The organism is Kitasatospora sp. NA04385 (assembly GCF_013364235.1).
Lineage (GTDB): Bacteria > Actinomycetota > Actinomycetes > Streptomycetales > Streptomycetaceae > Kitasatospora.
This window is the reverse complement of the sequence record NZ_CP054919.1, coordinates 1,516,704-1,541,098: the sequence shown is the minus strand read 5'-3', so window position 1 is coordinate 1,541,098 and position 24,395 is coordinate 1,516,704. Positions and strand designations below refer to the sequence as shown.

23 protein-coding genes are annotated in these 24,395 nt (G+C 75.4%); 5 read left to right on the top strand and 18 right to left on the bottom strand.

Annotation, left to right across the window (positions count from 1 at the left end; all coding sequences use genetic code 11):
- Positions 1 to 53: 53 nt before the first annotated feature.
- Together HUT16_RS06630 and HUT16_RS06625 are read right to left on the bottom strand one after the other, a co-directional pair.
- A complete protein-coding gene (locus HUT16_RS06630) occupies positions 54 to 1,727 on the bottom strand; it encodes a glycosyltransferase family 2 protein (RefSeq protein ID WP_176186372.1) in 1,674 nt (557 codons plus the stop codon).
- 321 nt (positions 1,728 to 2,048) lie between these two features.
- Positions 2,049 to 2,429, bottom strand: coding sequence for a helix-turn-helix transcriptional regulator (locus HUT16_RS06625; protein ID WP_254897668.1), 381 nt, complete (start codon positions 2,427 to 2,429; stop codon positions 2,049 to 2,051).
- A gap of 106 nt (positions 2,430 to 2,535) precedes the next feature.
- Here HUT16_RS06625 and HUT16_RS06620 point away from each other — a divergent pair, with 106 nt between their 5' ends.
- The gene (locus HUT16_RS06620) at positions 2,536 to 3,630 is read left to right on the top strand and encodes an NADH:flavin oxidoreductase/NADH oxidase (RefSeq protein WP_176186368.1); all 1,095 of its coding nucleotides are present in this window, start codon (positions 2,536 to 2,538) and stop codon (positions 3,628 to 3,630) included.
- A gap of 92 nt (positions 3,631 to 3,722) precedes the next feature.
- On the opposite strand, the gene HUT16_RS06615 is transcribed toward HUT16_RS06620, so the two are convergent.
- Both HUT16_RS06615 and HUT16_RS06610 read right to left on the bottom strand, forming a co-directional pair.
- Positions 3,723 to 4,190: a PPOX class F420-dependent oxidoreductase gene (locus HUT16_RS06615; RefSeq protein WP_176186366.1), complete on the bottom strand. Its 468-nt coding sequence runs from the start codon at positions 4,188 to 4,190 to the stop codon at positions 3,723 to 3,725.
- A gap of 10 nt (positions 4,191 to 4,200) precedes the next feature.
- Entirely contained in the window at positions 4,201 to 5,406 is a 1,206-nt protein-coding gene (locus tag HUT16_RS06610; protein WP_176186364.1) for an MFS transporter, read from the bottom strand.
- Between the two features lie 55 nt (positions 5,407 to 5,461).
- On the opposite strand from HUT16_RS06610, the gene HUT16_RS06605 reads away from it, so the two are divergent.
- Entirely contained in the window at positions 5,462 to 6,241 is a 780-nt protein-coding gene (locus HUT16_RS06605; RefSeq protein WP_254897667.1) for a helix-turn-helix transcriptional regulator, read from the top strand.
- 7 nt (positions 6,242 to 6,248) lie between these two features.
- On the opposite strand, the gene HUT16_RS06600 is transcribed toward HUT16_RS06605, so the two are convergent.
- Both HUT16_RS06600 and HUT16_RS06595 read right to left on the bottom strand, forming a co-directional pair.
- A complete protein-coding gene (locus HUT16_RS06600) occupies positions 6,249 to 6,545 on the bottom strand; it encodes a hypothetical protein (protein WP_176186362.1) in 297 nt (98 codons plus the stop codon).
- Positions 6,546 to 6,801: 256 nt separating this feature from the next.
- Positions 6,802 to 7,500: a FadR/GntR family transcriptional regulator gene (locus HUT16_RS06595; protein ID WP_176186360.1), complete on the bottom strand. Its 699-nt coding sequence runs from the start codon at positions 7,498 to 7,500 to the stop codon at positions 6,802 to 6,804.
- A gap of 188 nt (positions 7,501 to 7,688) precedes the next feature.
- Here HUT16_RS06595 and HUT16_RS06590 point away from each other — a divergent pair, with 188 nt between their 5' ends.
- Both HUT16_RS06590 and HUT16_RS06585 read left to right on the top strand, forming a co-directional pair.
- Positions 7,689 to 8,213 (top strand): gluconokinase, encoded by a 525-nt coding sequence (locus tag HUT16_RS06590; RefSeq protein ID WP_176186358.1) that lies wholly within the window; start codon positions 7,689 to 7,691, stop codon positions 8,211 to 8,213.
- Positions 8,214 to 8,316: 103 nt separating this feature from the next.
- Positions 8,317 to 9,741, top strand: a complete 1,425-nt coding sequence (locus HUT16_RS06585; RefSeq protein WP_176186345.1) for a gluconate:H+ symporter — start codon at positions 8,317 to 8,319, stop codon at positions 9,739 to 9,741.
- Positions 9,742 to 9,812: 71 nt separating this feature from the next.
- On the opposite strand, the gene HUT16_RS06580 is transcribed toward HUT16_RS06585, so the two are convergent.
- The 6 genes from HUT16_RS06580 to HUT16_RS06555 all read right to left on the bottom strand — a co-directional run bounded on the left by HUT16_RS06580 (position 9,813) and on the right by HUT16_RS06555 (position 17,337).
- Positions 9,813 to 11,417 carry a glycerol-3-phosphate dehydrogenase/oxidase gene (locus HUT16_RS06580; protein WP_176186343.1) on the bottom strand — a complete coding sequence of 535 codons (1,605 nt, stop codon included), beginning with the start codon at positions 11,415 to 11,417 and terminating at the stop codon, positions 9,813 to 9,815.
- A gap of 73 nt (positions 11,418 to 11,490) precedes the next feature.
- On the bottom strand, positions 11,491 to 13,011 hold the full coding sequence (gene glpK, locus HUT16_RS06575; protein ID WP_176186341.1) for a glycerol kinase GlpK: 1,521 nt from the start codon (positions 13,009 to 13,011) through the stop codon (positions 11,491 to 11,493).
- Between the two features lie 200 nt (positions 13,012 to 13,211).
- Positions 13,212 to 13,979 (bottom strand): IclR family transcriptional regulator, encoded by a 768-nt coding sequence (locus HUT16_RS06570; protein WP_176186339.1) that lies wholly within the window; start codon positions 13,977 to 13,979, stop codon positions 13,212 to 13,214.
- Positions 13,980 to 14,136: 157 nt separating this feature from the next.
- Positions 14,137 to 15,318 carry a serpin family protein gene (locus HUT16_RS06565; protein WP_176186337.1) on the bottom strand — a complete coding sequence of 394 codons (1,182 nt, stop codon included), beginning with the start codon at positions 15,316 to 15,318 and terminating at the stop codon, positions 14,137 to 14,139.
- Between the two features lie 430 nt (positions 15,319 to 15,748).
- Positions 15,749 to 16,705, bottom strand: coding sequence for a homocysteine S-methyltransferase (gene mmuM / locus HUT16_RS06560; RefSeq protein ID WP_176186335.1), 957 nt, complete (start codon positions 16,703 to 16,705; stop codon positions 15,749 to 15,751).
- Between the two features lie 137 nt (positions 16,706 to 16,842).
- Positions 16,843 to 17,337: a carboxymuconolactone decarboxylase family protein gene (locus tag HUT16_RS06555; protein ID WP_217712032.1), complete on the bottom strand. Its 495-nt coding sequence runs from the start codon at positions 17,335 to 17,337 to the stop codon at positions 16,843 to 16,845.
- A 341-nt stretch (positions 17,338 to 17,678) separates the two neighbouring features.
- Between HUT16_RS06555 and HUT16_RS06550 the strand changes: the two genes are divergently transcribed.
- Positions 17,679 to 18,218, top strand: a complete 540-nt coding sequence (locus HUT16_RS06550; RefSeq protein ID WP_176186333.1) for an EF-hand domain-containing protein — start codon at positions 17,679 to 17,681, stop codon at positions 18,216 to 18,218.
- A gap of 115 nt (positions 18,219 to 18,333) precedes the next feature.
- Here the strand turns inward: HUT16_RS06550 and HUT16_RS06545 are convergent, their stop codons facing one another.
- The 6 genes from HUT16_RS06545 to HUT16_RS06520 all read right to left on the bottom strand — a co-directional run bounded on the left by HUT16_RS06545 (position 18,334) and on the right by HUT16_RS06520 (position 24,318).
- Positions 18,334 to 18,765, bottom strand: coding sequence for a hypothetical protein (locus HUT16_RS06545; protein WP_176186331.1), 432 nt, complete (start codon positions 18,763 to 18,765; stop codon positions 18,334 to 18,336).
- The gene (locus tag HUT16_RS06540) at positions 18,762 to 19,727 is read right to left on the bottom strand and encodes a Gfo/Idh/MocA family protein (protein WP_176186329.1); all 966 of its coding nucleotides are present in this window, start codon (positions 19,725 to 19,727) and stop codon (positions 18,762 to 18,764) included. The genes HUT16_RS06545 and HUT16_RS06540 overlap by 4 nt, the downstream gene beginning before the upstream one ends.
- The gene (locus HUT16_RS06535) at positions 19,724 to 20,875 is read right to left on the bottom strand and encodes an Ldh family oxidoreductase (protein ID WP_176186327.1); all 1,152 of its coding nucleotides are present in this window, start codon (positions 20,873 to 20,875) and stop codon (positions 19,724 to 19,726) included. Before HUT16_RS06535 ends, HUT16_RS06540 begins: the two co-directional genes overlap by 4 nt.
- Positions 20,876 to 20,979: 104 nt before the next feature.
- Positions 20,980 to 22,284, bottom strand: a complete 1,305-nt coding sequence (locus HUT16_RS06530) for a M20/M25/M40 family metallo-hydrolase (RefSeq protein ID WP_217712031.1) — start codon at positions 22,282 to 22,284, stop codon at positions 20,980 to 20,982.
- On the bottom strand, positions 22,274 to 23,284 hold the full coding sequence (locus tag HUT16_RS06525; protein ID WP_217712030.1) for a sugar phosphate isomerase/epimerase: 1,011 nt from the start codon (positions 23,282 to 23,284) through the stop codon (positions 22,274 to 22,276). Before HUT16_RS06525 ends, HUT16_RS06530 begins: the two co-directional genes overlap by 11 nt.
- Complete coding sequence (locus tag HUT16_RS06520) at positions 23,281 to 24,318, bottom strand: Gfo/Idh/MocA family oxidoreductase (RefSeq protein ID WP_176186325.1); 1,038 nt, start codon at positions 24,316 to 24,318, stop codon at positions 23,281 to 23,283. The genes HUT16_RS06525 and HUT16_RS06520 overlap by 4 nt, the downstream gene beginning before the upstream one ends.
- Between the last annotated feature and the right edge of the window lie 77 nt (positions 24,319 to 24,395).

Below are 24,395 nucleotides of genomic sequence, written 5' to 3'. Positions count from 1 at the left end.
GTGAGCGGGGCGGTACTCGGGGCGGTACTGGTGGACACGGGAGCGTGGACCTTTCAGCCCAGCCAGGGCAGCATCGGGGCCGCCCAGCCGGAGGCGAGCAGGGCGACCAGGGCGAGCGTGCTGGTGACGGCGAGGGCCTCGGGCCAGCGCCGCGGACGCATCGCCGGGCGGGCCCCGGGATCGGCGGACTCTGCGGATTCGGTGGCGCGCGGCCGGAGTTCGGCGTACAGGTCGCGGATCAGCGGCACCCCGAGGTGCAGCTGCACGGCCAGGTACAGGGCCAGGCCCCAGGTGGTGTGCCAGCCGTGCAGCCAGGTCGCTCCGGCCACGCCGATGCCGGTGGCGGCCAGCGTGCCGGCCGTCCACACCAGGGAGACCAGCAGCACCTTGCGGGCCATGCCGCCGGAGCGGCCGGGCTTGGCGACGCCGGTGGGCACCCAGGCGGCGCTGCGGCCGCGGACGGTGTGCCAGTAGGCGGTGGCGGCGGCGAAGCTCATCAGCACGTTGGCGCGCAGCACTTCGGAGCGCCAGCGGGTGCGGCTGACCCGGGGCAGCAGCACGTGCCACAGCCAGAGCAGCGAGAGCATCGGCAGCACGTACCAGGCGCGGACCTCGCCGGGGAAGGCGAACAGCATGACCAGCGGCGGCAGCGGGGCGGTGAGCACGTTCACGGCGGCGGCCAGGTAGCCGACGATGCCCTCGTCGAAGCAGCGGCGCATCCGCCAGGTCATCGCCTTGCGGGTGGCCCGGTCGCCGATCAGGTGCAGGTTGCCCATCGTCCAGCGGTACTGCTGGTTGACGAAGCTGGTGGTGGAGTCCGGCGAGGTGCCCTTGGCGACCAGCACCGGCACGTACCGGGTGGTGTAGCCCCGCTGGTGCAGGGCGAGGCCGGTGTACATGTCCTCGCTGTGGTCGAGCCGGGCGAAGCCGCCCGCGGCGTCGATCGCGGCGCGCCGGTAGACGGCGTTGGAGCCGCAGCAGATGGCGGCGTCGGAGGCGTCCCGGCTGGGCTGCACCCAGCGGAAGAACCACTCCTGGGCGGAGCCGGCGGCGCGCTGCACCCAGCCCATCGAGGCGTCGGTGTCGAAGCACTGCGGGCTCTGCACGATGCCGACCTTCGGGTCGCCGAAGTACGGCAGCAGGTGCCGCAGCAGGTCGGCGCGCGGTGCGAAGTCGGCGTCCAGGATGGCGATGAACTCGCCGTCGCCGAGGGTCAGCGCGTGGTTGAGGTTGCCGGCCTTCTTGAACTCGCCGCGGTTCGGGCGGACCACGTAGTGGTAGCCGAACCGGTCCGCCAGCGCGGCGACTTCGGGCCGGTCGGCGTCGTCGAGCACCCAGACGTCCAGGCGTCCGGCGTACTCGCTGCGGGCGACCGCGCGGTAGGCGTTCTCCAGGATGTCGAGCGGTTCGCCGCAGGTCGGCAGGTACAGGTCGACGGACGGCGGGGCGGCCGGCTGCCAGGCGGCGACCAGCAGTTCGTGGCCGGCCCGGGTGAAGCGGCGGCGGCGCAGTCCGTTCAGGCAGGTCAGGGCGAGGGCGACGGCGTTGACGCCGAGGACGGCGAGGAACGGCCACAGGGCCGGGGTGCGCAGCGAGAAGCTGAGCATGGTGCCGGCGCTGACCGTGAAGGCGAGCGCGGACAGCAGTGGGACCCAGCGGCGCTGAGGCCCGAAATACCAATAGAGCTCCTGATCGGAAGGTGGTGACGGAAGGTGATTGGCAGTCATTGGGCCCCCCACGGCCAGACATTGACACCTGTCGTCGGTCAGATTACCTGATTGGTATAGACCAAATGACCACGGCGGATGAACGCCGGGACAACTCGGGTGAAGGGCGCGTGACCAGGCATGACCGTGTCAGGAAAGATCGTCCGTACGGGGCGCGCGGGGCTTCCGGGGCGAGTGACGTGCAGAGTGGCGCGATGGTTCCGGCCGCGGGGCGGCGGGTGTCCGCCGCTCCGGACGGCGTGATCGCGCCGGGGCGTGACGCCCCGTCAGGTGGCGCTCAGTGACGGAAGGGCAGTCGGAGCTGCCCTTCGGGGCAGCCGGTCACGCGTGCGCGGCGGTGGCGGCGTCGGCGGTGGCGGGCGCGGCGGTCGCGGTGGCGGCCAGGACCGCCTCCAGCAGGCCGGGGAAGCGGGCGGCCAGGTCGTCCGCGCGCAGGGCGTTCATCTTCGAGGTGCCGCGCCGGTGCTGGCGGATCAGCCCGGCCTCGCGCAGCACCCGGAAGTGGTGGGTCATCGTCGACTTGGTGACCGGCAGCTCGAAGGCCAGGCAGTTCAGCTCGTCGCCGCCCGCGCCCGCGAGCTCGGAGACGATCCGCAGCCGCATCGGGTCCGCCAGTGCGTGCAGCACGCACGCCAACTCCAGCTCCGCGGCCGGAGGTTCGGGGAGCAGGCCGGGGCAGTCCGGGTCGTGGTCGAGGGTCACGGGTTCATGGTACGACACCTCTCGTAGTTTGACAGTCCTCGTAGTACGGTGGGTATCGTACGAAGCGAAAGAAGCCGTGTCCGGACCACAGGAAGGACGGGCCGCCGTGAGCGCCCTGTTCGAGCCCATCACCCTCCGCTCGCTGACCATCCCCAACCGGATCTGGCTCAGCCCGATGTGCATGTACTCGGCCGCCCCCGAGGGCCCCGACACCGGCGTCGCCACCGACTTCCACCTCGCCCACCTCGGCGCCCGGGCCGCCGGCGGCGCCGGACTGGTGATGGTCGAGGCCACCGGCGTCCGTCCGGACGGCCGGATCTCCCCGTGGGACCTCGGCCTGTGGAACGACCGCCAGCAGGAGCAGTTGGCCCGGATCGCCGCGCTGATCACCCAGCACGGCGCGGTGCCCGCGATCCAGCTCGCCCACGCCGGCCGCAAGGCGTCCACCGGCCGGCCCGGCGACGGCGGCGGCCCGCTCCCGGTCGAGCGGGGCGGCTGGCAGGTCGTCGGCGCCTCCCCGGTCCCGTTCGGCGAGGGCTACCCCGTCCCCGCCGAGCTGACCGAGGACCAGATCGCCGAACTGGTCGAGGACTTCGCCGCCGCGGCCCGCCGCGCGCTGGCGGCCGGCTTCCAGGTGGTCGAGGTGCACGGCGCGCACGGCTACCTCACCCACCAGTTCCTCTCCCCGGTCTCCAACCGCCGCACCGACGGCTACGGCGGCGACTTCGCCGGGCGCAGCCGCTTCGCCCGCGAGGTCGCGGCCGCGGTCCGGGCCGTGTGGCCCGCCGAACTCCCGGTGTTCTTCCGGGTCTCGGCGACCGACTGGCTCCCCGAGGAGCCCAGCTGGACGGTCGAGGAGTCCGTCCTGCTGGCCAAGGAGCTCCAGGCCGTCGGCGTCGACCTGATCGACGTCTCCACCGGCGGCAACGTCCCGCACGCGCGGATCCCCGTCGAGCCCGGCTACCAGGTCCCGTTCGCCGAGACCGTCCGCCGCGAGTCCGGCCTCCCGGTCAACGCGGTCGGCCTGATCACCGACGCCGCCCAGGCCGAGGAGATCGTCGCCCAGGGCCGCGCCGACGCGGTCATGCTCGGCCGCGAACTCCTCCGCGACCCCTACTGGCCGCTGCACGCCGCCCGGGAGCTCGACGTCCCCCGCAACTGGCCCGCCCAGTACGGCTACGCGGTCGGCCAGCGCGGCTGATCCCGCGCCCCCCTCCCGCGGCTGATCCCGCGCCCCTCCCGCGGCCGGTCCTCGACGGCCGGGGGAGGGGCGGGGAGGGGCGGGGCGGCGGGCTACCGCTCGGCCAGCCGGGCCGGGAAGCCGCCGGTGGCGATCGGGCCCCAGCGGCGCGGGGTGATCCGGATCAGCGACTTGTCCTGGCGGCGCATCGCCTCCCGGTACTCGTCCCAGTCCGGGTGCTCGCCCGCGATGGTGCGGAAGTACTCCACCAGCGGCTCCAGCGCCTCCGGCATGTCCAGCACCTCGGCCTCGCCGTCGACCTGCACCCAGGGGCCGTCCCACTCGTCGGAGAGCACCACCACGCTCACCGCGGTGTCCCGCTTGGCGTTGCGGGTCTTCGCCCGCTCCGGGTAGGTGGAGATCACGATCCGGCCGGAGTCGTCCACCCCGCAGGTCAGCGGGGAGGCCTGCGGGCTCCCGTCGGCGCGGCGGGTGATCAGCAGGGCGCGGTGGCGGGGGCGGACGAACTCCAGCAGCTCGGCCAGTCCCACCCGGTTGTTGGTGGCGATCGAAGGGCTCATGCCGTCCAGCCTAGGAGGCGGCGGCGCTCCCGGCCGGTTCGAGCTCCGGGGCCGCGCCGTCCTCGTCCTTCCAGCGGCCCGGCTCGACCATGAACGCGCCCAGCGCGACGCCCAGCAGCGGGATCGCGGGCAGCAGCCACATCACCCCCTGCGGGCCGTGCCGTTGGGCGATCAGGCCGAACAGCGGCGCGATCAGGCCGCCGACGCTGACGGCCAGCCCCAGGGTGACCCCGGCCGCGGTGCCCGGACGGTTGGGCAGGTAGTCCTGGCCGAGCTTGACCAGCACGGCGAACGGCAGGTTCAGCGCGGCGCCCGCCAGCACGGCGAACAGCAGCGGCGCCCACGCGCCGGGCGTCACCCGCAGCAGCACCAGCAGCGGCACGGTCAGCGCGGTGCCCCACTGCGCGGTGCGCACCATGCCGATCCGGTCGGCCAGCCGCCCGCCGCCCAGGGTGCCCGCGACGCCGCCGAGCAGGAAGCAGGTCAGCGCCGCCCCGGCCAGCAGGTGCGAGGCGTGCAGCTGCCGCAGCCAGTACAGCTCGATGAAGGTGCTGACGCCGAAGAACACCACCGAGCGGACGATCTCCACCCCGGTCAGCACCAGGAACGGCCGCCAGCGGTCCTTCCCGGCCCGCTTCGCCCCGCCGAGCGCGTGCGGGTACGTCCGGTGCCGGGCCCGGAACAGCACCGCCGCCATCACCAGGGCCGGCAGCACGAACACCGCGGTCGCCCGCACGCCCCACGCCGACAGCAGCGGGGTGGCCAGCACCGGCGCCAGGAAGAATCCGACGCTGCCGCCCGCCGCGAAGACGCTCATCGCGCTGGTGGAGTCGCCCGCCGCCTCCCGGGCCGCCCGCCCCGCCGCCGGGTGGAAGGCCGCCACCCCGAGGCCGGAGAGCAGCACCAGCAGCCACACCAGCGCGTACCCGTCGGCCAGCCCGCTCAGCCCCGCGCCCAGCCCGGCCAGCGCGAGCCCCGCCGCCGACAGCCAGGGCAGCGGCCGCCGGTCCACCAGCAGGCCGACCAGCGGCTGCGGGATCGCGCTGCCCAGCGTCGCCGCCAGCGTCAACCCGCCCGCCGCCACGTACCCGTAGCCGCGCTCCAGCACGAAGTACGGGACCACCGCGGGGATCAGGCCCTGGTAGAGGTCGTCCACGGCGTGCGCCGCGCCCCACATCCGCATCCGGTGCCACACACCGGCCGTCTCGCTCGTCATGCGGACCAGCCTGGCGGCCGCGGCCGGGTGCGGGCTTCCGGTACTCTGCCAACCTGTGTCGCCAACCCGCCAATCGCCCGAGGACGGCCCGCCGTCGGCCCCCCGCCACCAGAAGGAGACCGGCCCGAGCCGGCTTCCGCTGGCCCACCGGGAGCGGATCGACTGGCACTGGCACGACGTCGACCAGCTGATCACCCCGGGCCTGGGCGTGCTGGAGGTGAGCACCCCGCAGGGGCGCTGGGTCGTCCCGCCGCACCGCGCGGTGTGGCTGCCCGCCGGTGTTCCGCACGCCCAACAGGCGCACGGCCCGAGCGAGTTGCGCTGCCTGGTCTACCCGGCCGGCACCGACCCGCTGCGGCTCGCCGCGCCCGCGGTGCTAGCCGTCACCCCGCTGCTGCGCGAGATCATCGCCCACCTGACCGGCCCCGACGCCCCCACCGGACGCCCCGCCCGAACCCTCGAACGGGCCGCTCTGGACCAGCTCGCGCACGCCCCCGAACTGCCGATCGGCCTGCCGCGGCCCGCCGACCCCCGGCTGCGCGACCTGGCCGCGCTGCTCGCCGCCGACCCGGCCGACGACCGCTCGCTGGCCGAGCTCGGCCGCGCCGTCGGCGCCGCCGAACGCACCCTGAGCCGGCTGTTCCGGGCCGAACTCGGCCTCGGCTTCCCGCAGTGGCGCACCCAACTGCGGCTCCAGCACGCCCTGGTGCTGCTGGCCGGCGGCCGCTCGGTCACCGCCACCGCCGCCGCCTGCGGCTTCCGCTCGCCGAGCGCGTTCATCGAGGCGTTCCGGCACGCCTTCGGCACCACCCCCGGCCGCTACCAGCAGGACTGACCCGTCGTCAGCGGTGCCGGGCGCCGCCGCGCTCGCGCGAACCCTCCAACGGGCCGGTCGAGTTGGGGGCACGGCGGCGGGAGGCGGCGACCTGCCGGGAGACCGCCACGTCGATCAGGCACCAGGCGAGCGCGAAGACGCCCAGCGCCATCAGCGCCAACGCCGGTGTCAGCAGGGCGGTGTGGGCCCAGGAGGCGAACAGCGCCACCACGAAGGTGAACACCGTGAAGGCGAACGCCAGGCCCGCCCGGACGGCGGCCGCCCGCACCTCGTCCGGCAGTCGACCGCGCCGACGAACGGCCATCGCCAACCCCCTGTCGGTCACGCGCCCCGGTCGGGCGCACCAGGACCAGCCCTGCCCCGTCCGGGAGGAGCCATGCCACCGGCCGGGCCGATCCAGTCGACCGTGGGCGTGTCGCGCCGGTGCCTCCCCGAGCCCCCGTCAGGATCGTAACCGGGGCCGCAAGGGCGCCCTCCCGGCCGTTCCGGGCCCGGGAGTTCGGCTCGGCAGCGGCAGCGGCAGTGACGGTGGCGACAGCAGCGGCGGCGGGCCGGGGCGTTCAGTCCGGCAGGGTGGCGTCGAGCTCCTCCAGCGCGCCGACCACGATGGTCCGCATCGCCCGCTCCGCCAGCTCCGGGTCGCCCGTGCAGATCGCCTGGGCGACGTCCCGGTGCAGCTGCACCGCGTACTCGCGCGGGCGGTGCGGCATCAGCCGGTGCTCGGTGCGCCCGGTGAGGACGGCGCCCACGGTGTCCTTCAGGTGCGCGAACATCTCGTTGCCGGAGGCCCGCAGCACCGCCGCGTGGAAGGCGATGTCGTGCGCGAGGAAGGCCTCCAGGTCCGCCGCCCGGGCGGTGACCGTCAACTCGACGGCCAGCGCGCTCAGCTCGCGCCGGTCGTCGTCGTCCGCGCAGCGCGCCGCCAGCGCCGCCGCGGCGGGCTCCACCGCGACCCGCAGCGAGCCCAGCGAGCGCAGCTGCGCGGAGCGGTCCGCCCCGGCCAGCCGCCAGCGGATCACCAGCGGGTCGAACACGTCCCAGTCGGCCTTCGGGCGGACGGTGATGCCGACCCGGCGGCGCGGCTCGACCATCCGCATCGACTCCAGGATGCGCACCGCCTCCCGGACCACCGTGCGGGACACCCCGTGCCGCTGCTCCAGCTCCTCGGCGCGCAGCACCGTGCCCTCCGGCAGCTCGCCGGAGGCGATGGCGGGACCGAGGTCGGCGAGCAGGCGGCCGGGCAGGCCCTGGATCTCCATCCGGCCAGCTTAATCGGCGCGATCCCGGGGAAGGCGGCGCCCGTCCCGCCGCCCCACCGCCCCGCGCCCACCCCCTCCCGCCCGCTCGAACACCAAAAAGTATGACGATTAGGTTTCGGTCGCTTGAATAAGTCATACCTTTGCGCCAAGGTTGCCCACGCAAGCAGGCAAGGACAGGAGCACCACCCATGGCTCTCAGTGCCGAGAACCAGCAGCCGCCCGTCGTCGTGGTGATGGGCGTCTCCGGAGTCGGGAAGACCACCGTCGCCCGACTGCTCGCCGACCGCCTCGGCCTCCCGTACGCCGAGGCCGACGACTTCCACCCCGCCGCCAACATCGCCAAGATGAGCGCCGGCACCCCGCTCGACGACCGGGACCGCCTGCCCTGGCTGCGCGCCCTCGGCGGCTGGCTGGGCGAGCGGGCCGCGGCCGGCAGCGGGGGAGTGGTCACCTGCTCCGCGCTCAAGCGCCACTACCGCGACGTGCTGCGCACCGCCTGCCCCGACGCGTTCTTCCTGCACCTGTCCGGCAGCCACGACCTGGTCGGTGACCGGATCGCGCACCGCACCGGCCACTTCATGCCGCCCTCGCTGCTGGACTCCCAGTACGCCGCGCTCGAACCGCTCCAACCGGACGAGCACGGCACCGTGCTGGACGTCGACGCCGACCCCGACACGCTCGTCGCCCGCGCCGTCGCCGCCCTGGCCCGCTGAGGCACCCGACCCCCGCGCCGACCCCCGCGCCGCACCCCACGTCGCACCCCACGTCACACCCCGTCCACCGCCCGCCCGATCGCCGGACGGTGACGGCCCGTCAATGGAGACCCCCGTGACCCCCACCCTGCTGGCCGCCGACGCACCGGTGCTGCCGCACACCGCGAGCAACGGCCAACTGCTGCTCGCCGTGCTGCTCAGCATCGGCGCGATCGTGCTGCTGATCACCCGGCTCAAGCTGCACCCGTTCCTGGCCCTCACGCTCGGTTCCGGGCTGCTCGCCGCCGTCGCCGGGGCGCCCTTCGACAAGCTGCTGACCAGCTTCTCCACCGGCTTCGGCGCCACCGTCGCCTCGGTCGGCCTGCTGATCGGCCTGGGCGCGATGCTCGGCAAGCTGCTCGCCGACTCCGGCGGCGCCAACACCATCGCCGACACCGTGCTGGCCCGCACCGGCCCCAAGCTGCTGCCCTGGGCGATGGCGCTGATCGCCGCCGTGCTCGGCCTGCCGCTGTTCTTCGAGGTCGGCGTGGTGCTGCTGGTCCCGATCGTGCTGCTGGTGGCCCGGCGCGGCAACGCCCCGCTGATCGGCATCGGCATCCCCGCGCTGGCCGGCCTCTCGGTGCTGCACGGCCTCGTCCCGCCGCACCCCGGCCCGCTGGTCGCCGTCGACGCCCTGCACGCCGACCTCGGCGTCACCCTGGCGCTCGGCCTGCTGATCGCCGTCCCCACCCTGATCGTGGCCGGCCCGCTGTTCGGCCGGCTCGCCCAGCGCTGGGTCGGCCCGCTCGAACTGCCCGCGGAGACCGCCCCGGCGGAGAGCGCCGCGACGGAGAGCGCCGCGGCGGAGAAGCCCGGGCGGACCCCGAAGTTCGCCGCCGTGCTGGCCACCATCCTGCTGCCGGTGGCGCTGATGCTCGGCAAGGCGCTCACCGACGTGCTGGTCGACGACCCGAAGGCCACCGTGCAGCGGGTCTTCGACTTCATCGGCTCCCCGCTGATCGCGCTGCTCGCCGCGACCCTGCTCGGCATGCTCACCCTGGGCCGGGCGGCCGGCTTCGACAAGGGCCGGATCTCCGAGACGGTCGGCTCGGCGCTCGGCCCGATCGCCGGCATCGTGTTCATCGTCGGTGCGGGCGGCGGCTTCAAGCAGACCCTGATCGACGTCGGCGTCGGCCAGGCCGTCAGCGAGTGGTCCGGCAAGTGGCACGTCTCCGCGCTGCTGCTCGGCTGGCTGATCGCGGTGCTGATCCGGCTGGCCACCGGCTCGGCCACGGTCGCCACCATCACCGCCGCGGGCATCGTCGGCCCGCTGGCCGCCGGGATGTCCACCAGCCACGCCGCGCTGCTGGTGCTGGCGATCGGCGCCGGCTCGCTGTTCCTGTCGCACGTCAACGACGCCGGGTTCTGGCTGGTCAAGGAGTACTTCGGGATGAGCGTGGGCCAGACGCTGAAGTCCTGGTCGGTGATGGAGACCATCATCTCGGTGGTCGCCATCGCGCTGATCCTGCCGCTCAGCCTGATCGTCTGACCACCGGCAGCCCCCCCGAGCCGCGACGCCCTCCGGACCTCCCGCTTCTCCCGGAGGGCGTCGCCCTGCGCTCAGCCCCTCAGCAGCTCCGCGGTGCGCTTGCGCACCTCCTCGCCGTCCAGCCCGCGCACCGTCAGCGTGGTGCGCCGCCGCAGCACGTCGTCCACCGTGTACGCCCACTCCTGCTCGGCCGCGTACACCACCTGCGCCCACACGTCCGGGCCGTCCGGGTGGATCCGCTCGCCCAGCTCCGGGCGTTCGGCGATCAGGCGGGCGATGTCGAAGGACAGCGTGCCGTAGTGGGTGGCCAGGTTCCGGGCCACCAGCGGGTCCATCCGGCTGCCCGGTTCGAGGTCGGTCAGCAGCCGGCGGGCCACCGCCTGCGGGGCGCCGATGCCCGGCAGCGGCACCGTCGGCGGGATCGGCGAGACGTCCTCGGCCAGGCCCACCCCCGGGGCGTGCTTGAGCTTCTCCAGCACCACCCGGCCGATGTGCCGGTACGTCGTCCACTTGCCGCCCGCCACCGACAGCATCCCGGCCCGGCCCTCGGTCACCACCGTCTCCCGCTTCGCCGCCGCGGTCTCCCCCGGCCCGCCCGGCAGCACCCGCAGGCCCGCGAAGGCGTACGTGATGTCCTCGCGGCGCAGGTGCTCGCCGCGCACCGCGTGCCCGGCCTCGGACAGGATCTGCTCGACGTCCGCGTCGGTGGCCCGCACCTCCAGCGGGTCGCCGGTGTACTCCTCGTCGGTCGTGCCGAGCAGGACGTGGTCCTCCCACGGGATGGCGAACGACACCCGGTAGTGGTCGATCGGGATGGTCAGCGCCGCCCGCCACGGCGCCTGCCGGCGCAGCACCACGTGCGCGCCCTTGGACAGCCGGATCGACGGCGCCGCGCCCGCGTGCTCCATCCGCCGCAGGTGGTCCACCCACGGGCCGGTCGCGTTCAGCACCAGCCGGGCGTCCACCCCGAACCCGGTGCCGTCCAGGGTGTCGCGCACCTCCGCGCCGGTGACCCGGCCGCGGGTGAAGCGCAGCCCCGTCACCTCGGCGTGGTTGAGCACCACCGCGCCCGCGTCCACCGCCGCCCGCACCGTCATCACGGCCATCCGGGCGTCGTTCATCTGGTGGTCGCCGTACACCGCGACCCGGCGCAGCCCCTCGGTCCGCAGCCCCGGCACGGCGCGCGCCGCCACCGCGGGGGAGACCACCCGGCCCAGGCCGTCGCGGAACGCCGACAGCGCCGAGTACAGGAACACGCCCGCGCCGAGCTTCGGCGCCGAGTGCGGCCCGCCCTCGTACACCGGCACGAAGAAGGTCAGCGGGTTGACCAGGTGCGGGGCCACGTCGGTGGCCAGCGCCCGGCGCTCGCGGTGGTTCTCCGCGACCAGCCGCACCGCGCCGGTCTGCAGGTAGCGCAGCCCGCCGTGGACCAGCTTCGACGAGGCCGAGGAGGTCGCGTTGGCGAAGTCCCCGGCGTCCACCATGGCCACCTTCAGCCCGGCCTGGGCGGCGGTCCACGCGGTGGCGGTGCCCAGGATGCCGCCGCCGATCACCAGCAGGTCGTAGCGGGCCCGGCCGAGCAGCTCGCGGGTGGCGGCGCGGGGGACGAGGCGGCCGGTGGGGCGCTCGGCGCCCAGGGTCGGGACGGTCGCCGCGGGGTGCGGGGTGGTTGCCATGGTGTGTGGTGGGCGGCCCGGTGTGCGGCCGGTCCGCTGCTCCTTCCGATCGGTGGGTCCTGCCGGGCCGGGCTCAGCGCTCCGGCTGCTCGTCCTGGTCGATCCAGCCCATGGTGCGCTCCACGGCCTTCAACCAGTTGCGGTGCTCGCGCTCGCGCGTGTCGGCGGCCATCTTCGGCGTCCACTCGGCGGCCCGGTGCCAGTTGGCCCGCAGCGTCCGCTGGTCGTCCCAGAAGCCGACCGCCAGGCCCGCCGCGTAGGCCGCGCCCAGCGCGGTGGTCTCGGCGACGTACGGGCGCTCGACCGGCACGTCCAGCACGTCCGCGATGCACTGCATCAGCAGGTTGTTGGAGGTCATCCCGCCGTCGACCTTCAGCGCGGTCAGCGTGACGCCGGAGTCCTTCTGCATCGCGTCCACCACCTCGCGGGTCTGCCAGGCCGTCGCCTCCAGCACCGCCCGCGCCAGGTGCCCCTTGGTGACGTACCTGGTCAGCCCGGTGATCACGCCGCGCGCGTCGGAGCGCCAGTACGGGGCGAACAGACCGGAGAACGCGGGTACCACGTACGCGCCGCCGTTGTCCTCGACGGTGCCCGCCAGGGTCTCGATCTCCGCCGCCGTCGAGATGATCCCGAGCTGGTCGCGCAGCCACTGCACCAGCGAGCCGGTCACCGCGATCGACCCCTCCAGCGCGTACACCGGCGGCTGCTCGCCGATCCGGAAGCCGACCGTGGTGAGCAGCCCGTGGTACGAGTGGACGATCCTCCCGCCGGTGTTCAGTAGCAGGAAGGTGCCGGTGCCGTAGGTCGACTTGGCCTCGCCCTCGGCGAAGCAGGTCTGGCCGAACAGCGCCGCCTGCTGGTCGCCGAGCGCCGCCGCGACCGGCACGCCCGCCAGGTCGCCGACCGCCTCGCCGTACACCTCGGCGGAGGAGCGGATCTCCGGCAGCATCGCCAGCGGGACGCCGATCGACTCGGCGATCCGCTCGTCCCACTCCAGGGTGTGCAGGTTCATCAGCAGGGTGCGGGAGGCGTTGGTGACGTCGGTGACGTGCCGGCCGCCGTCCACCCCGCCGGTCAGGTTCCAGATCAGCCAGCTGTCCATCGTCCCGAACAGCACGTCCCCGGCCTCGGCGCGCTCGCGCAGCCCCTCGACGTGGTCCAGCAGCCAGCGGATCTTCGGCCCGGCGAAGTAGCTGGCCAGCGGCAGGCCGGTCTCCCGGCGGAACCGGTCCTGCCCGACGTTGCGGCCCAGCTCGCGGCAGAGCGCCTCGGTGCGGGTGTCCTGCCAGACGATCGCGTTGTGCACCGGCACGCCGGTGTGCCGGTCCCACAGCACCGTGGTCTCGCGCTGGTTGGTGATGCCCACCGCCCGGACGTCCGCCGCGGTCAGCCCGGCCCGCTCCAGCGCGCCGCGCACCACCGACCGCACCCTGGTCCAGATCTCCGCCGCGTCGTGCTCCACCCAGCCGGGCTGCGGGAAGAGCTGCGCGTGCTCCTGCTGCTCGACGGCGACGATCCGGCCGTCCGCGTCGAACAGGATGCACCGGCTGGACGTGGTGCCCTGGTCGATCGCGGCGATGTGGCTGGCAGTCATGCGGTTCCTCGGCTCGTGGGCGGCGACGGGACGGGGGGTGACCATTCGTCAGTCCCCGTGCGCGCGGGTCCGGCAAACCAGTCGGGCGGGCGGTCCGCCGGGGTGATCCAGACGCCGTTCGACAATGTCGAACGGACTTCGGAAGCCAACCGCAGCCGGACGCCCCCCGTCAAGGCGGTGTGACGCACTCCCCCCGGGATTCAGAACCGGTGCGCGCCCAAGTCCCGGGAGATCGCCCGGGCCGCCGTCCGCACCGAGGCCACCAGCGCCGGGCGCACCGCGCCGTCCGGGCCGCACACCGTCTCCACCGCGCCCGACACGCACACCGCGCCCACCGGGTTGCGCCGCCGGTCCTGGATCAGCGCCGCCACCGAGGCCACCCCCTCCCAGGTCTCCTCCACCGCGTCCGCCCAGCCGCGCTCGCGCACCAGCGCGCACTGCGCGTCCAGCTCCGCCGGCTCCGTCACCGTCCGGGCCGTGAACGCCTCCCACGGGCCGTCGCCCAGCTCGCCGCGCGCCACCGGGTCGTACGCCAGCAGCACCTTGCCCAGCGCGGTCGCGTGCAGCGGCTGCATCGAACCGACCTCCAGCACCTGCCGCGAGTCGTCCGGCCGGAACACGTGGTGCACCACCAGCACCCCCCGCTGGTGCAGCACCCCCAGGTACACCGTCTCCCCGGCCGCCCGGGCCAGGTCGTCCGCCCACACCAGCGCCCGGGCCCGCAGCTCGTGCACGTCCAGGTAGCTCTGGCCCAGCCGCAGCAGCTCCGCGCCCAGCTGGTACTTGCCGCTCTCCGGGTCCTGCTCGACGAAGCCCTCCTGCTGGAGCGTGCGCAGGATGCCGTGCGCGGTGCCCTTCGCCAGCCCCAGCCCCGTCGCCACCTCCGACAGGCCGAGCCGCCGCTCCCCGCCCGCCAGCAGGCGCAGGATCGCGGCCGCCCGCGACAGCGACTGGATCGCACCGGGCACCCGTCCACCTCCACTGAACACCGGCCGGCACTGCCGACCACCATGCCGAGAACGGGGCGACGCGCCCTCGAAGACCGTACTACCCGGCCGCGCCCGGCCGCTGCCCTCCCCGCTGCTGCCCTCCCCGGTGCGCCGCGCGCCGTCCCGGTGCCGGGCGTCAGGCGTCCGCGGGCTCCGCCACCCAGCCCGTGACCAGGACCAGGCCGGTCGGCCGGTGCACCGCCAGGAAGGCGAACGGGCGGTCGAAGCGGGCCGTCGCCCGGCGCGAGCGGAACCGGAGCAGGGGGCCCGCCGCCATGCCCCGGGTCACCGCCACCGCGGTGACCGCGCCCGCCTCGAAGCCCTTCGCGGAGAACTCCGCCACCGCGCTCTGCCCGGCCCCGCCGACCTTCAGCGGGGTGCTCCGGCTGATCCCCGGGAAGTGGCTGCCCGGCCCGGCGGCCGTGCCCAGGCCGAACACCCCGGCGCTCGCCAGCAGGTCGTGCTCCGCCCGGACCCGGAAGGGCACCGTCTGCAGCGTGCCGGAGTTCCGCGGCGCCGACGACCGCACCGACTCCAGCACCAGCCCCGGCCACGTCCGCCCGTCCGGCAGCTCCGCCACCGGCGTCCGCCGGGCCGCGCCCGACAGCAGCTCGAACCCGGCCGCCACCACCGCGCCCGGCCCGGCCGCCTCCGCGCCGAGCACCAGGTGCACGTCCACCTCGCCGTCGCCCACCACCCGGACCTCGGTCACCGGGCCCGCCGAAGTCCCCGCCACCGCGATCCGCCCGTACAGCTCGGGGCCGGACACCGTGAGCCGGGTGAACGGCCGCCGGGCCCACGGCCCTTCGTCGGTCATCGAGCGGGACGCCTGGAAGGGCTTCTCCCACCTGGTGCGCACCGTCAGCGCCGAGGCCAGCACCAGCAGCGCCCCGGCGGTCTCCACCGGCATCCGCTCGATCAGGCCGCCGGTCCGCTCCCGCGCCCAGGCGTCCAGCGCCGCGCGGTCCTCCGCCTCGTCGCCGGTCAACCTCCCCCACAGCGGGGCGTCCAGCCGCTCCAGCCAGCCGGGCTCCACCACGATCCCGTCCGCCGTCCACAGCCCGAGCGCCGCCGCGCAGCCCGGCACCTCCCGCACCCGGGCCAGCACCTCCCGGGCCAGCGAAGGCGCCCGCTCGGCCGGGACGCCCAGCGCCCCGGCCAGCTCCGCCCGGGCCGGACCGTCCGCGCCCGCCGCCAGCGCGGCCAGCAGCGGCCACACCCCCAGCGCCGTCCACACCTGCCCGGCGGCGAAGTCCAACTCCCGCCCCCAGCGCGCCCCCAGGGCGTTCACCCGCTCGACCGCGTCCGCACCCGCCATGACCCGCTCCCTCCCGGTCCGTCGTCCCCGCCATCAGTACCAGACCGGCCGGGCGACCCGCGGCTGAGCCATCCGCCTGCCGGACGGCCCGCGCGCTCGCTCGCCGCCGAGCTGCCCGCCTGTCCGCCGTCGAGCCGTCTGCCGCCCGCGGCTGGGTCGTCCGCCTGTTGGACGGCCCGCGTGCCCGCCGTCGAGCTGCCCGTCGTCGAGCTGCCCGTCGTCGAGCTGCCCGCCACCCGCGGCTGGGTCGTTCGCCTGCCAGCCTGCCCGCCGTCCGTCCGTCTGCCGTCGAGCTGCCCATCGCCCGCGGCCAAGCCGCCCGCCGGTCCGCCGCCGAGTCGTCCGCCTGTCCGCTGCCCGACTGCCCGCCGCCGAGCTGCCCGCCTGTCCGCCGCCGAGCTGCCCGCCTGTCCGCCGCCGAGCCGTCCGCCTATTCGTTGACGGTGGCTGCTGTCGCCGTCGCCGCCAGCTCCGCGATCGCGGCCGGGCCGACCCGGCAGCAGCCGCCGATCAGCCGGGCCCCGGCGGTCACCCAGTCCGCCGCCAGGCCGGGGTCGAACGCTGCCGCGCCGGTCCAGTCCCGGGCCGTCGCGTCCCAGCCCTCCCCGCTGTTCGGGTACGCCACCGCGGGCAGGCCGGTCACCTCCGCCGCCAGCGCCACCGCCGCCCCCACCTCCTGCGGTGCGCAGCAGTTGACGCCCACCGCCACCACCTCCGGCACCTCGGACACCAGCGCGAACACCTCCGACAGCGGCTCCCCGCCCCGGGTCAGCCCGTCCGCCGCGCCGAACGAGAACCACACCGGCACCCCCAACCCCCGTACGCAGTCCGCCAGTACGGCCGCCTCCAGCAGGTCGGGCACGGTCTCCACCGCCAGCACGTCCGGCCCGGCCGCCGCCAGCACCTCCAGCCGGGGGCGGTGGAACTCCGCCAACTCCGCGGCCGACAGGCCGTAGTGGCCCCGGTACTCCGAGCCGTCCGCCAGCACCGCCCCGTACGGGCCCACCGACGCCGCCACCCAGCGCGGACGGCCGTCGCCCAGCTCCGCCGACACCTCCTCGGCCGCCAGCCGGGCCACCTCCACGCTCAGCGCCAGCAGCCGGTCCGCCTTCGCCCCGTCCACCCCGCGGGTGGCGAAACCGGCGCGGCTGGCCTGGTAGCTCGCCGTGGTCGCCACCCGGGCGCCCGCCTCGAAGTACGCCCGGTGCGCCGCCACCAGCTGCCGGGGCTCGTCCAGCAGCAGCCGGGCCGACCACAGCGCGTCCGACAAATCGCAGCCCTGTGCCGCCAGTTGGTTCGACAGCCCACCGTCCAGCAGCACCGGCCCGGCCGCCATCGCCGCGAGCAGCGCCGCACCGGAGGGGGAGACGCCGAAGTCAGTCACCATCCCTCCAGCCTGCACCCGCCACCGGCTCCCGGCGAACCGGCCCGCACACCGACCCCGTACGCCAGCCCCGTACGCCAGCCCCGTACACCGGCCCCGTGCACCGGCCCCGTACGCCGGCCCACGCACGGGCTGTCCGTTCAGAGCGTCTCGGCCGCGACCCGGCGCGAGGTGACGGCGATCCGGTTGTAGGTGTTCACCACGGTCGCCGCCCAGGCCACGAACGCCGCCTCCGACGCGGACAGCGCCCCCTGCGCGGCCCGCCGGGCCCGGGTGCCCTCCGCCCGGTCGGTGAGCCGGGTGACCGCCTCGGCCAGCGCGAGCGCGGCGCGCTCCCGGGGGGTGAACAGCTCGGACTCCCGCCACACCACCAACTGGGCCAGCCGCTCGTCCTGTTCGCCCGCCTTCCGGGCGGACTCCGTGTGCAGGCCCACGCAGTACACGCAGCCGTTCAGCTGCGAGCAGCGCAGCCGCACCAGTTCCAGCAGCAGCGGCTCCAGCCCGGCCGCCGTCGCGGCCTCCTCCACCGCCCCGTGCAGGGCGTGCACGGCGGCGAACGCCTGCGGGCCCAGCTCGATCATCGGCAGCGGCGGCAGCGGGGGGAGGGTGGCGGGCGGTGAGAGCGTCTCGGTCATCCTCCGAGCGTAGGCGCGGGCCGGGCTCCGGGCGGGGACGGAACCGCCCGGGTCACCCACTCGGGAGGCCGCTGTCGAAACAGTTGACGATGTCCCCAAATCGTGGCACGGCAACGGCGGTTCAAGGCCCGTCGAGCCGACGGGACGTCAACGAACCGAGAAAGTCACCCGGTTGGCGGCACGTACACGACCCGTCGCTCTGCGTGCCGGTACTGTGACGTTCCGTCGCCGCATCGATGGTGTGACGATTCAGCGAAAGCACCCCCACCGGGCGTCATCCGCCGGCCCTGTCCCTGGGACGGTCGCCGCCCGCACCGGACCCACACTGGAGAAACTCCACCATGACCACTTCCGTGCAGCTCGACCGTGCCCAGAAGCGCTTCGACCTCTGGGACGTGAACGGCGACGGCAAGATCGACCGCGCCGACTGGGACGCCGAGGCCCAGCGCATCCTGCAGGCCTTCGGCGAGGCCCCCGGCACCCCGGCCGCCCGCCAGCTGACCGACGCCTACCTCGGCATGTGGGGCTTCTTCGCCGACAAGGCGGGCATCGACGAGGAGACCGGCGCGCTCACCCCCGAGCAGTTCAACCACATCGCCGAGGAGCACGTCCTGGAGAACGGCGGCGCCGGCTTCGGCCGCGTCGTCAGGCCGACCATCCAGGCCATCGTCGAGCTGGTCGACGTGGACGGCGACGGCCAGGTCAACCCGGCCGAGTTCAAGTCCTGGCTGGACGCGATCGGCGTCCAGGACGTCAACCCGCTGGAGGCCTTCGCCCAGATCGACGCCAACGGCGACGGCCAGCTGTCCGTCGAGGAGCTGGTCCAGGCCGTGCGCGCCTACCACCTGGGCGACATCGACGTGCCGCTGCTCGGCCGCTGACGGCAGCCGGCGCCCGAAGGGCCCGGAACGGGGAGGGCGCCCCCCGTTCCGGGCCCTCGTCGTCGCCCGTTGCCCCGCCGCGCCCGTTGCTCCGCCGTTTCCCCGGCGGGGCGGCTCAGTCCCCGGCCGGGACGAACCGCACGGGCAGCTCCGGCCGCAGGTCCAGCTTCTCCCCGGTCAGCAGGTGGTCGGCCGCGATCAGCACGTTGTAGTGGTTCGGGAAGTGGCAGGCGTCGAAGCCCAGCACCGTGCCGACCCGGTGCTCGCCGACGAACACCCGGTCGCCCCGGTCCAGCACCCCCGCCACCGCGATCTCCGCGAAGCCCAGGAACCCGACCCGGTCGATCCGCGCCCCCGGCGCGGTGTCCCGCTGGTCGGTGGTCACCAACTCGTGCACCTCGCCCGCCCGGACGCACCGGCTGGCGAACGGCTCCAGGCTCATCCCGCGCTCGGTCCGGCTGTGCAGCAGCACCTTCACCAGCGTGCCGGTGACCGTCCGCTTCGGCCCGTCCTCCCGCACCCCGTCCGTCCCCGCGTCCCCGCTCATCCGCGCACCCCCGTCCGGGCCGCCGCCTCGGCGCGGTACGCCGCCTCGACCACCCGCAGCGCGTCCACCCCGTCCGGGCCGCGCTCCGACGGGCCGCCCGGGCCGTCCGGGTCGGCCGGGCCCGCCCCGCGCAGTAGCCCGGCGAACTCGCCGACGATGCCCTCGTACTCGTGCCAGAGCGACTGCTTGAAGCCCGCGTGCCCGGCCAGCAGGTCCGCCCGCAGCACCGTGCCGTCCGCCAACTCCACCGTCACGTCCTTCCGTTCGCCCGGGTACGACCAGTCCAGCTCGATCCGGCCGCGCACCCCGTCCGGGCCCGCCAGCTCCAGCACCGCGGACCGGTCCACCCCGGTGCCGTCGCGCACCACCTCGGCGCCGAGCAGCGCCATCGGGCCCGCCAGCAGCCGCAGCAGGTCGTACGCGTTCGGGCCGTTGTCGGCGACGCAGCCGCCGCCGCACCGCTCCGGGTCCAGGTACCAGCGGTCCCGGCCGACGTGCTCCTCGATCAGCTCGAAGTAGCGCGCCGTCACCGACCGCACGGGGGAGGGGTGCCGGGCGAGCGCCGCGCACAGCTCCCGCACCGCCGCGTTGTACCGCCGGTGGAACGCGGTGAACAGCGGCACCCGCCGCTCGGCCGCCAGCGCCGCCAACTCCGCGCCCTCGGCGGCCCGCAGCGCCAGCGGCTTCTCCACGCACACCGGCAGGCCCGCCCGCAGCGCGTCCCGGCCGACCGCCAGGTGCAGGTCGTTCGGGACGGTCACCACCACGGCGTCCAGCCCGCCCGCCGCCAGCATCTCCCGGTGGTCGGCGAAAGCGGGCACCCGGCCGCCGAACGGCTCCAGCACGGCGGCGTCCCGGTCGCACACCGCCGCCAGCCGCACCCCCGGCACCCGCTCCAGCGCGGCCAGGTAGAACCGCGAGATCACCCCGAGCCCGACCACCCCGAACCGCAGCCCGCTCACCGCCCGCCCTCCGCCCCGGCGACCGCCGCGCCGACCGGACGGACGCCCGACTCCGCCGCGATGCCCGCCAGTTCGGCCAGCAGCGGAGCGGCCAGCGGCACCCCGTCCCGGCGCGCCTCGGCGGTGCGCCGGGCCTCGTGCCAGCCCGGGTACGCCACCGGGCCCGAACTCCCGTCCGCCGGAGGGCAGTCCAGCACCGTGCCGAACAGGGTCCGGGCGTCCAGCGCCACCTGGTCGGCGTCCCGGAGCGTGGCCGGGGCGATGGCCAGCGCGAACACGCCGATGTCGTCGTCCCGGCCGGACGGCCGCCCGTCACCGTCCAGCGCCTCCGGCTCCGGGCCCAGGCCCGCGCCCGGCAGCAGCGCGGCCAGCACCTCCACCATCAGCCCGAGGCCGAAGCCCTTGAACTCGCCGCCCGCACCGGCCCCCAGCCACAGCAGGTGCGCCTCGCCCCGGTCGAACGCGCCCGGGTCCGTCACCGGCCGCCCGTCCGGTCCGGCCAGCCACCCCGGGGGGATCGACCGGCCCGCCCGCTCCGCCGCCCGCACCCGGCCGGTCGGCACCGCCGTGGTGCTCATGTCCAGGACGTACGGGGGCAGTTCACCCGCCGGGGCGGCCACGCTCCACGGGTTGGTGCCCAGCAGCGCCACCGCACCGCCCGGCGGCCGGGCGATCCGCTGCCGACCGCAGTTCGACGCCAGCAGCCCGATCATCCCGCGCCCGGTGACCCGCGCCGCGTGGTGGCCCGCGCAGCCGAAGTGGGTGGCCCGGCGCACCGACACCAGCCCGATCCCGTACCGCTCGGCCCGCTCCGCCGCCAGCTCCATCGCCGCCCCGGCCTGCCACAGCCCGAGCGCCCCGGCCGCGTCCACCAGCACCGCGGCCCCCCGGTCGGCCAGCACCACCGGCTCCGCCAGCGGATCGGCCCGGCCCTCCGCCAGCAGCGGCAGGTAGAGCCGGCCCAGGTTGGCCAGCCCGTGCGAGTCCATCCCGGCGGCGTCGCCGTAGCACAGCGCCTCCGCCGCCTCCCGGGCCCGCTCGGGCGGCAGCCGGTGCGCGGCGAACACCTCGGTGGTGAAACGGATCAGGTCGGCGTACGGGACGCGGACGGTGCCGGTGGCACTGGGCGCGGACGCCACGGTGGTCACGGGGAACAGCCTCCAGTCGGGCTCATCGGGACAGCGCGGTTGAGGGACCACGCGGTTGAGGGTCAACGGGGTTCATGGCCAACGAGGTTCAGGACCAACGGAGTTCAGGACCGGCGGGCGAAGGCCACCAGCAGCCGGGCCACCGCCGCGGCGAAGGCGTCGAGCTGGGCCTTCTCGGCGAACTCGCCCGCCGCGTGGGCCCGGTTGGCGCCGAGCCCGCCCGGGCCGAGCACCACGGTGAACGCGTCGTCCGGCAGTCCGGCCGCCCAGATCGCGTCGCAGGTGAACGCGGGCTCCGCGTCCGGCGTCCGGGCGATCCCGGCCCGCCGGGTGAGCAGTTCCTCCAGCTCCGGGTGCCGGTTGTCCAGGGCGGGCAGGCCGCGCTTGAGCCAGTCCAGCCGGGTGATCCGGGCGCAGTCGGCGGCCGTCCGGGCGAACTCCGGCAGCCCGGCGAACGCCGCGCGGAACGCCTCCAGCCCGGAGCGGACCGCCGCCTCCACCGCGGCCTGCGCCCGGCGGCCCGAACCGGCGTCCCGGTAGGGCAGGTTGAGCAGCAGCTCGCCGCTCCCGTAGACCCGGTTGTGCAGCGGGCCGGTGCGCGTCCCGGCCACGCAGAACGGGTCGCGCGGGCCGGGCGCGCGGCCCAGTTCGCGGGCCAGGTGCTGGGCGAGGAAGCCGAGCAGTACCGTCGCGTTGTGGCCCGCGCCCGGGCAGTCGTCGATCGCGTCCTCGCCGCGCACCCGCAGCCGGGCGGTGGCGGCGGCCGTCGCCCGGGGCAGGTAGCGCAGGCCGGTCGGCTCGCAGAACACGTTCAACGCGCCCGTGTACCCGGCCTCGACCAGCGGACGGGTGCCGAACACGCCCATCGCGCCGCCCTCCTCGCCGGACACCGCCTGCACCAGCACCGCGACCTCCCGCCCCACCCGGGGCTCCGCCGCCACCGCCGTCCGCACCCCGGCGAGCAGCGCCACCGCCGGGCCCTTGGCGTCGATCGCGCCCCGCCCGGTGAACCGCCGCCCGTCGAAGGCCACCGGTTCCGGGCCGGCCACGGTGTCCAGGTGCACGTTGAACATCACGGTCGCCGCCCGCGGCAGCTCCGGCCCCAGCCGCAGCACCAGGCTGGGCTGGCAGGCCAGGAACCCCGGCTCCCGGTCCACCGCCCGCCGGACGGTCAACGGTACGTCCGGACGGTCGAGTTCGGCCGGGTCGGGCGCGCCCCGGTACACCTCCACCAGCCCGATCCGGCCCCCCGCCCGGGCGTACACCTCCAGGGCCTCGGCCAGCAGCGGCAGCGGCGCACCCGGCCCGGTCTCCAACGGGCCGGCGGTGGGCAGCCGCAGCAGATCGAGCAGCAACTCCCGCTCTTCGGCGGAGAGTTCCGCCTCCACCGGGACGGTCTCAGTGAGCACCGGAGGTCACCTCCGCCGCCCGGTCCGGCTGCCGGGGCACCGGCGCCTCCCACGCCAGGCCGCCCGGAACGAGCCGCCAGCCGGGGGAGTGCGGCAGCACCTCGCGCTCGACCAGGGCGGTCAACGCCCTCCCGGCAGCGACGAATCCGCTCTCGGTGCGGCCGTCCGCCGCCAGGCCCTCGTGCGGCCGGGTGGCCAGGTGCGGCTCCAGCGACCAACTGCCGCGCCAGCCGCGCGCGGTCAACAGCCGCAGGGACTCAGCGAGTCGGGCCGCACCCTCGCCCGGCAGCACGTACCGGGTGTGCTCGCCGCCGCCGACCGCGTCCTTGATGTGCACGTGGTCGACGTGCGCGAAGCTCCGGCGCAGCAGTTCGAACCCGTCGTAGCCGTACGCGATGCCGTTGCCGGTGTCGTGCAGCAGCCGCAGCCCGGAGTTGTCCACCGAGGCCATCAGGTCGAGCGTGTTCTCGATCGAACTCCCGCCCCAGCCCGCGCAGTTCTCGTGCAGCGCGACCTGGTTGCCGCGCTGCGCGCCGATCGCGAAGTAGCGCATCCGCTCCACGGCCAGCCGGCGCCACTCGGCCTCCGGCAGGCCGGTGCCGTTGGGGTAGGACATGATCCGGATCCGGTTGGTGCCGAGCAGTTCGGCGCGGGAGGAGAGCCGGCCGAGCTCGATGTCGTCCGCCCGGAGGTCGCCGGTGATGTCGGAGGCCCAGTTGCCGACCCGGGACGCGAGGCCGGAGACCCGGATCCCGTGCCGTTTCAATGTGGTGGCGACGGCCTTGACCTGCGGGTGGGTGAGCTCGGCCACCCAGACGCCGTCCACGGTGCGCAACTCCAGCTCGTTCCAGCCGAGTTGCTCCAGCGCGTCGATCTGTCCGGCCAGGTCGGGGGCGGCCTCGTCGCCGATCCCGCCGAACCGGATCGCGGGCCGCCGGGCCACCGGTGTGCGGTTCGCCCGTCGGCGCCGGGGCCGGCCGCCCTTGCGCAGGGCGCTCACCGGGCCGCCGCCGTCCGCCGCGCGCCGCCGGGCACCGGCCGGGCCGCGATCGCCTTGGCCCGGTCGAGCAGCCGCACCACCTGGGCGTTGACCGCCAGGTCCGGGTGCGGCCCGCGCCGGTCGCCGTCCGCCGCGTAGTAGCGGTAGGTGTGCTCCAGGAATCCGCCCAGCGCGTCGTCGTGCAGCAGCTCGGTGCTCTCGCCGTCCCGGTCGATGACGGTCAGCCGGGCGTACGCGTCGGCCTCGCTGCCGGGGAAGTGCCCGATCAGGGTGCCGTGCGCCAGCTCCAGGGTGACCCGGCGCTCGCGCACCGGCGAGGTGAGGTCGGAGCGGATGCGGGTCCACACCCCGCTGTCGTGCTGGAGGTTGAGCCAGGCGGTGCCGAGCCGGGGCAGCACCCGGCCGCCCACCACCATGTCGGTGCCGCCCGCGCCGGTCACCCGGCCCGGACCGGCCAGCGCCAGGCACAGCCCCAGCGAGTGCGGCAGTTCGACGTCGAACGCGGTCGGGTGCCCGTCCCCGGCCAGCGAGCGGGAGAAGCGCGGCTTGCGCTGGACGACGTGGACGGTGCGCAGCGGCCCGTACGCGTCCCGGGCGAGCAGCGTGCGCAGCCGGTCGGTCAGCCGGCTGCCCAGCCACTGGGCGACCACCGCCAGGTCCAGCCCGTACCGGTCGCGCAGCGCGAGCAGTTCGTCCAGGCCGCGGCTGTCGGCGGCCACCGGCTTCTCCAGCAGCACCCGCCGGTAGCCGAGCCGTCCGAGCGCCTCCAGCGCGGCGGCCCGCTCGGTGGGCGGGGTGCACAGGTGGACGACGGTGCGGGCCGGGTCGAGCAGCCGGGGCGCCTCGGCCAGCGTGGTCGGGCGCAGGTCGGCGGCGGGGGCGGGGCCGCGGTGCGGGTCGACGGCGAGCACCGGTGCCGCCGCGAACAGGTGCGCGGTGCCGGGCGCCCCGCGCAGCCGGCGCAGCACCGGGAGGTGGAGGCCGCTGCCGGCCCGTCCCATTCCGACGAGTAAGGTCCCGAGTCCGTTCGACATGGCGAGAACGTCATTCCTTCCGCGTCCCGGTATTGCTTCGCCCGGTATTCAAGCAGTACTTCGGCAGCGATCCGATC

What these genes read in the sequence shown, in the direction of transcription:
- glpK (WP_176186341.1), bottom strand. Translation starts at nt 13,011, where the DNA reads ATGACTGCCAGCCACATCGCCGCGATCGACCAGGGCACCACGTCCAGC.
- HUT16_RS06600 (WP_176186362.1), bottom strand. Translation starts at nt 6,545, where the DNA reads ATGGCCGTTCGTCGGCGCGGTCGACTGCCGGACGAGGTGCGGGCGGCC.
- mmuM (WP_176186335.1), bottom strand. Translation starts at nt 16,705, where the DNA reads ATGGTGACTGACTTCGGCGTCTCCCCCTCCGGTGCGGCGCTGCTCGCG.
- HUT16_RS06565 (WP_176186337.1), bottom strand. Translation starts at nt 15,318, where the DNA reads ATGGCGGGTGCGGACGCGGTCGAGCGGGTGAACGCCCTGGGGGCGCGC.
- HUT16_RS06595 (WP_176186360.1), bottom strand. Translation starts at nt 7,500, where the DNA reads ATGGAGATCCAGGGCCTGCCCGGCCGCCTGCTCGCCGACCTCGGTCCC.
- HUT16_RS06630 (WP_176186372.1), bottom strand. Translation starts at nt 1,727, where the DNA reads ATGACTGCCAATCACCTTCCGTCACCACCTTCCGATCAGGAGCTCTAT.
- HUT16_RS06585 (WP_176186345.1), top strand. Translation starts at nt 8,317, where the DNA reads ATGGAGACCCCCGTGACCCCCACCCTGCTGGCCGCCGACGCACCGGTG.
- HUT16_RS06545 (WP_176186331.1), bottom strand. Translation starts at nt 18,765, where the DNA reads ATGAGCGGGGACGCGGGGACGGACGGGGTGCGGGAGGACGGGCCGAAG.
- HUT16_RS06580 (WP_176186343.1), bottom strand. Translation starts at nt 11,417, where the DNA reads ATGGCAACCACCCCGCACCCCGCGGCGACCGTCCCGACCCTGGGCGCC.
- HUT16_RS06520 (WP_176186325.1), bottom strand. Translation starts at nt 24,318, where the DNA reads ATGTCGAACGGACTCGGGACCTTACTCGTCGGAATGGGACGGGCCGGC.
- HUT16_RS06610 (WP_176186364.1), bottom strand. Translation starts at nt 5,406, where the DNA reads ATGACGAGCGAGACGGCCGGTGTGTGGCACCGGATGCGGATGTGGGGC.
- HUT16_RS06615 (WP_176186366.1), bottom strand. Translation starts at nt 4,190, where the DNA reads ATGAGCCCTTCGATCGCCACCAACAACCGGGTGGGACTGGCCGAGCTG.
- HUT16_RS06555 (WP_217712032.1), bottom strand. Translation starts at nt 17,337, where the DNA reads ATGACCGAGACGCTCTCACCGCCCGCCACCCTCCCCCCGCTGCCGCCG.
- HUT16_RS06550 (WP_176186333.1), top strand. Translation starts at nt 17,679, where the DNA reads ATGACCACTTCCGTGCAGCTCGACCGTGCCCAGAAGCGCTTCGACCTC.
- HUT16_RS06590 (WP_176186358.1), top strand. Translation starts at nt 7,689, where the DNA reads ATGGCTCTCAGTGCCGAGAACCAGCAGCCGCCCGTCGTCGTGGTGATG.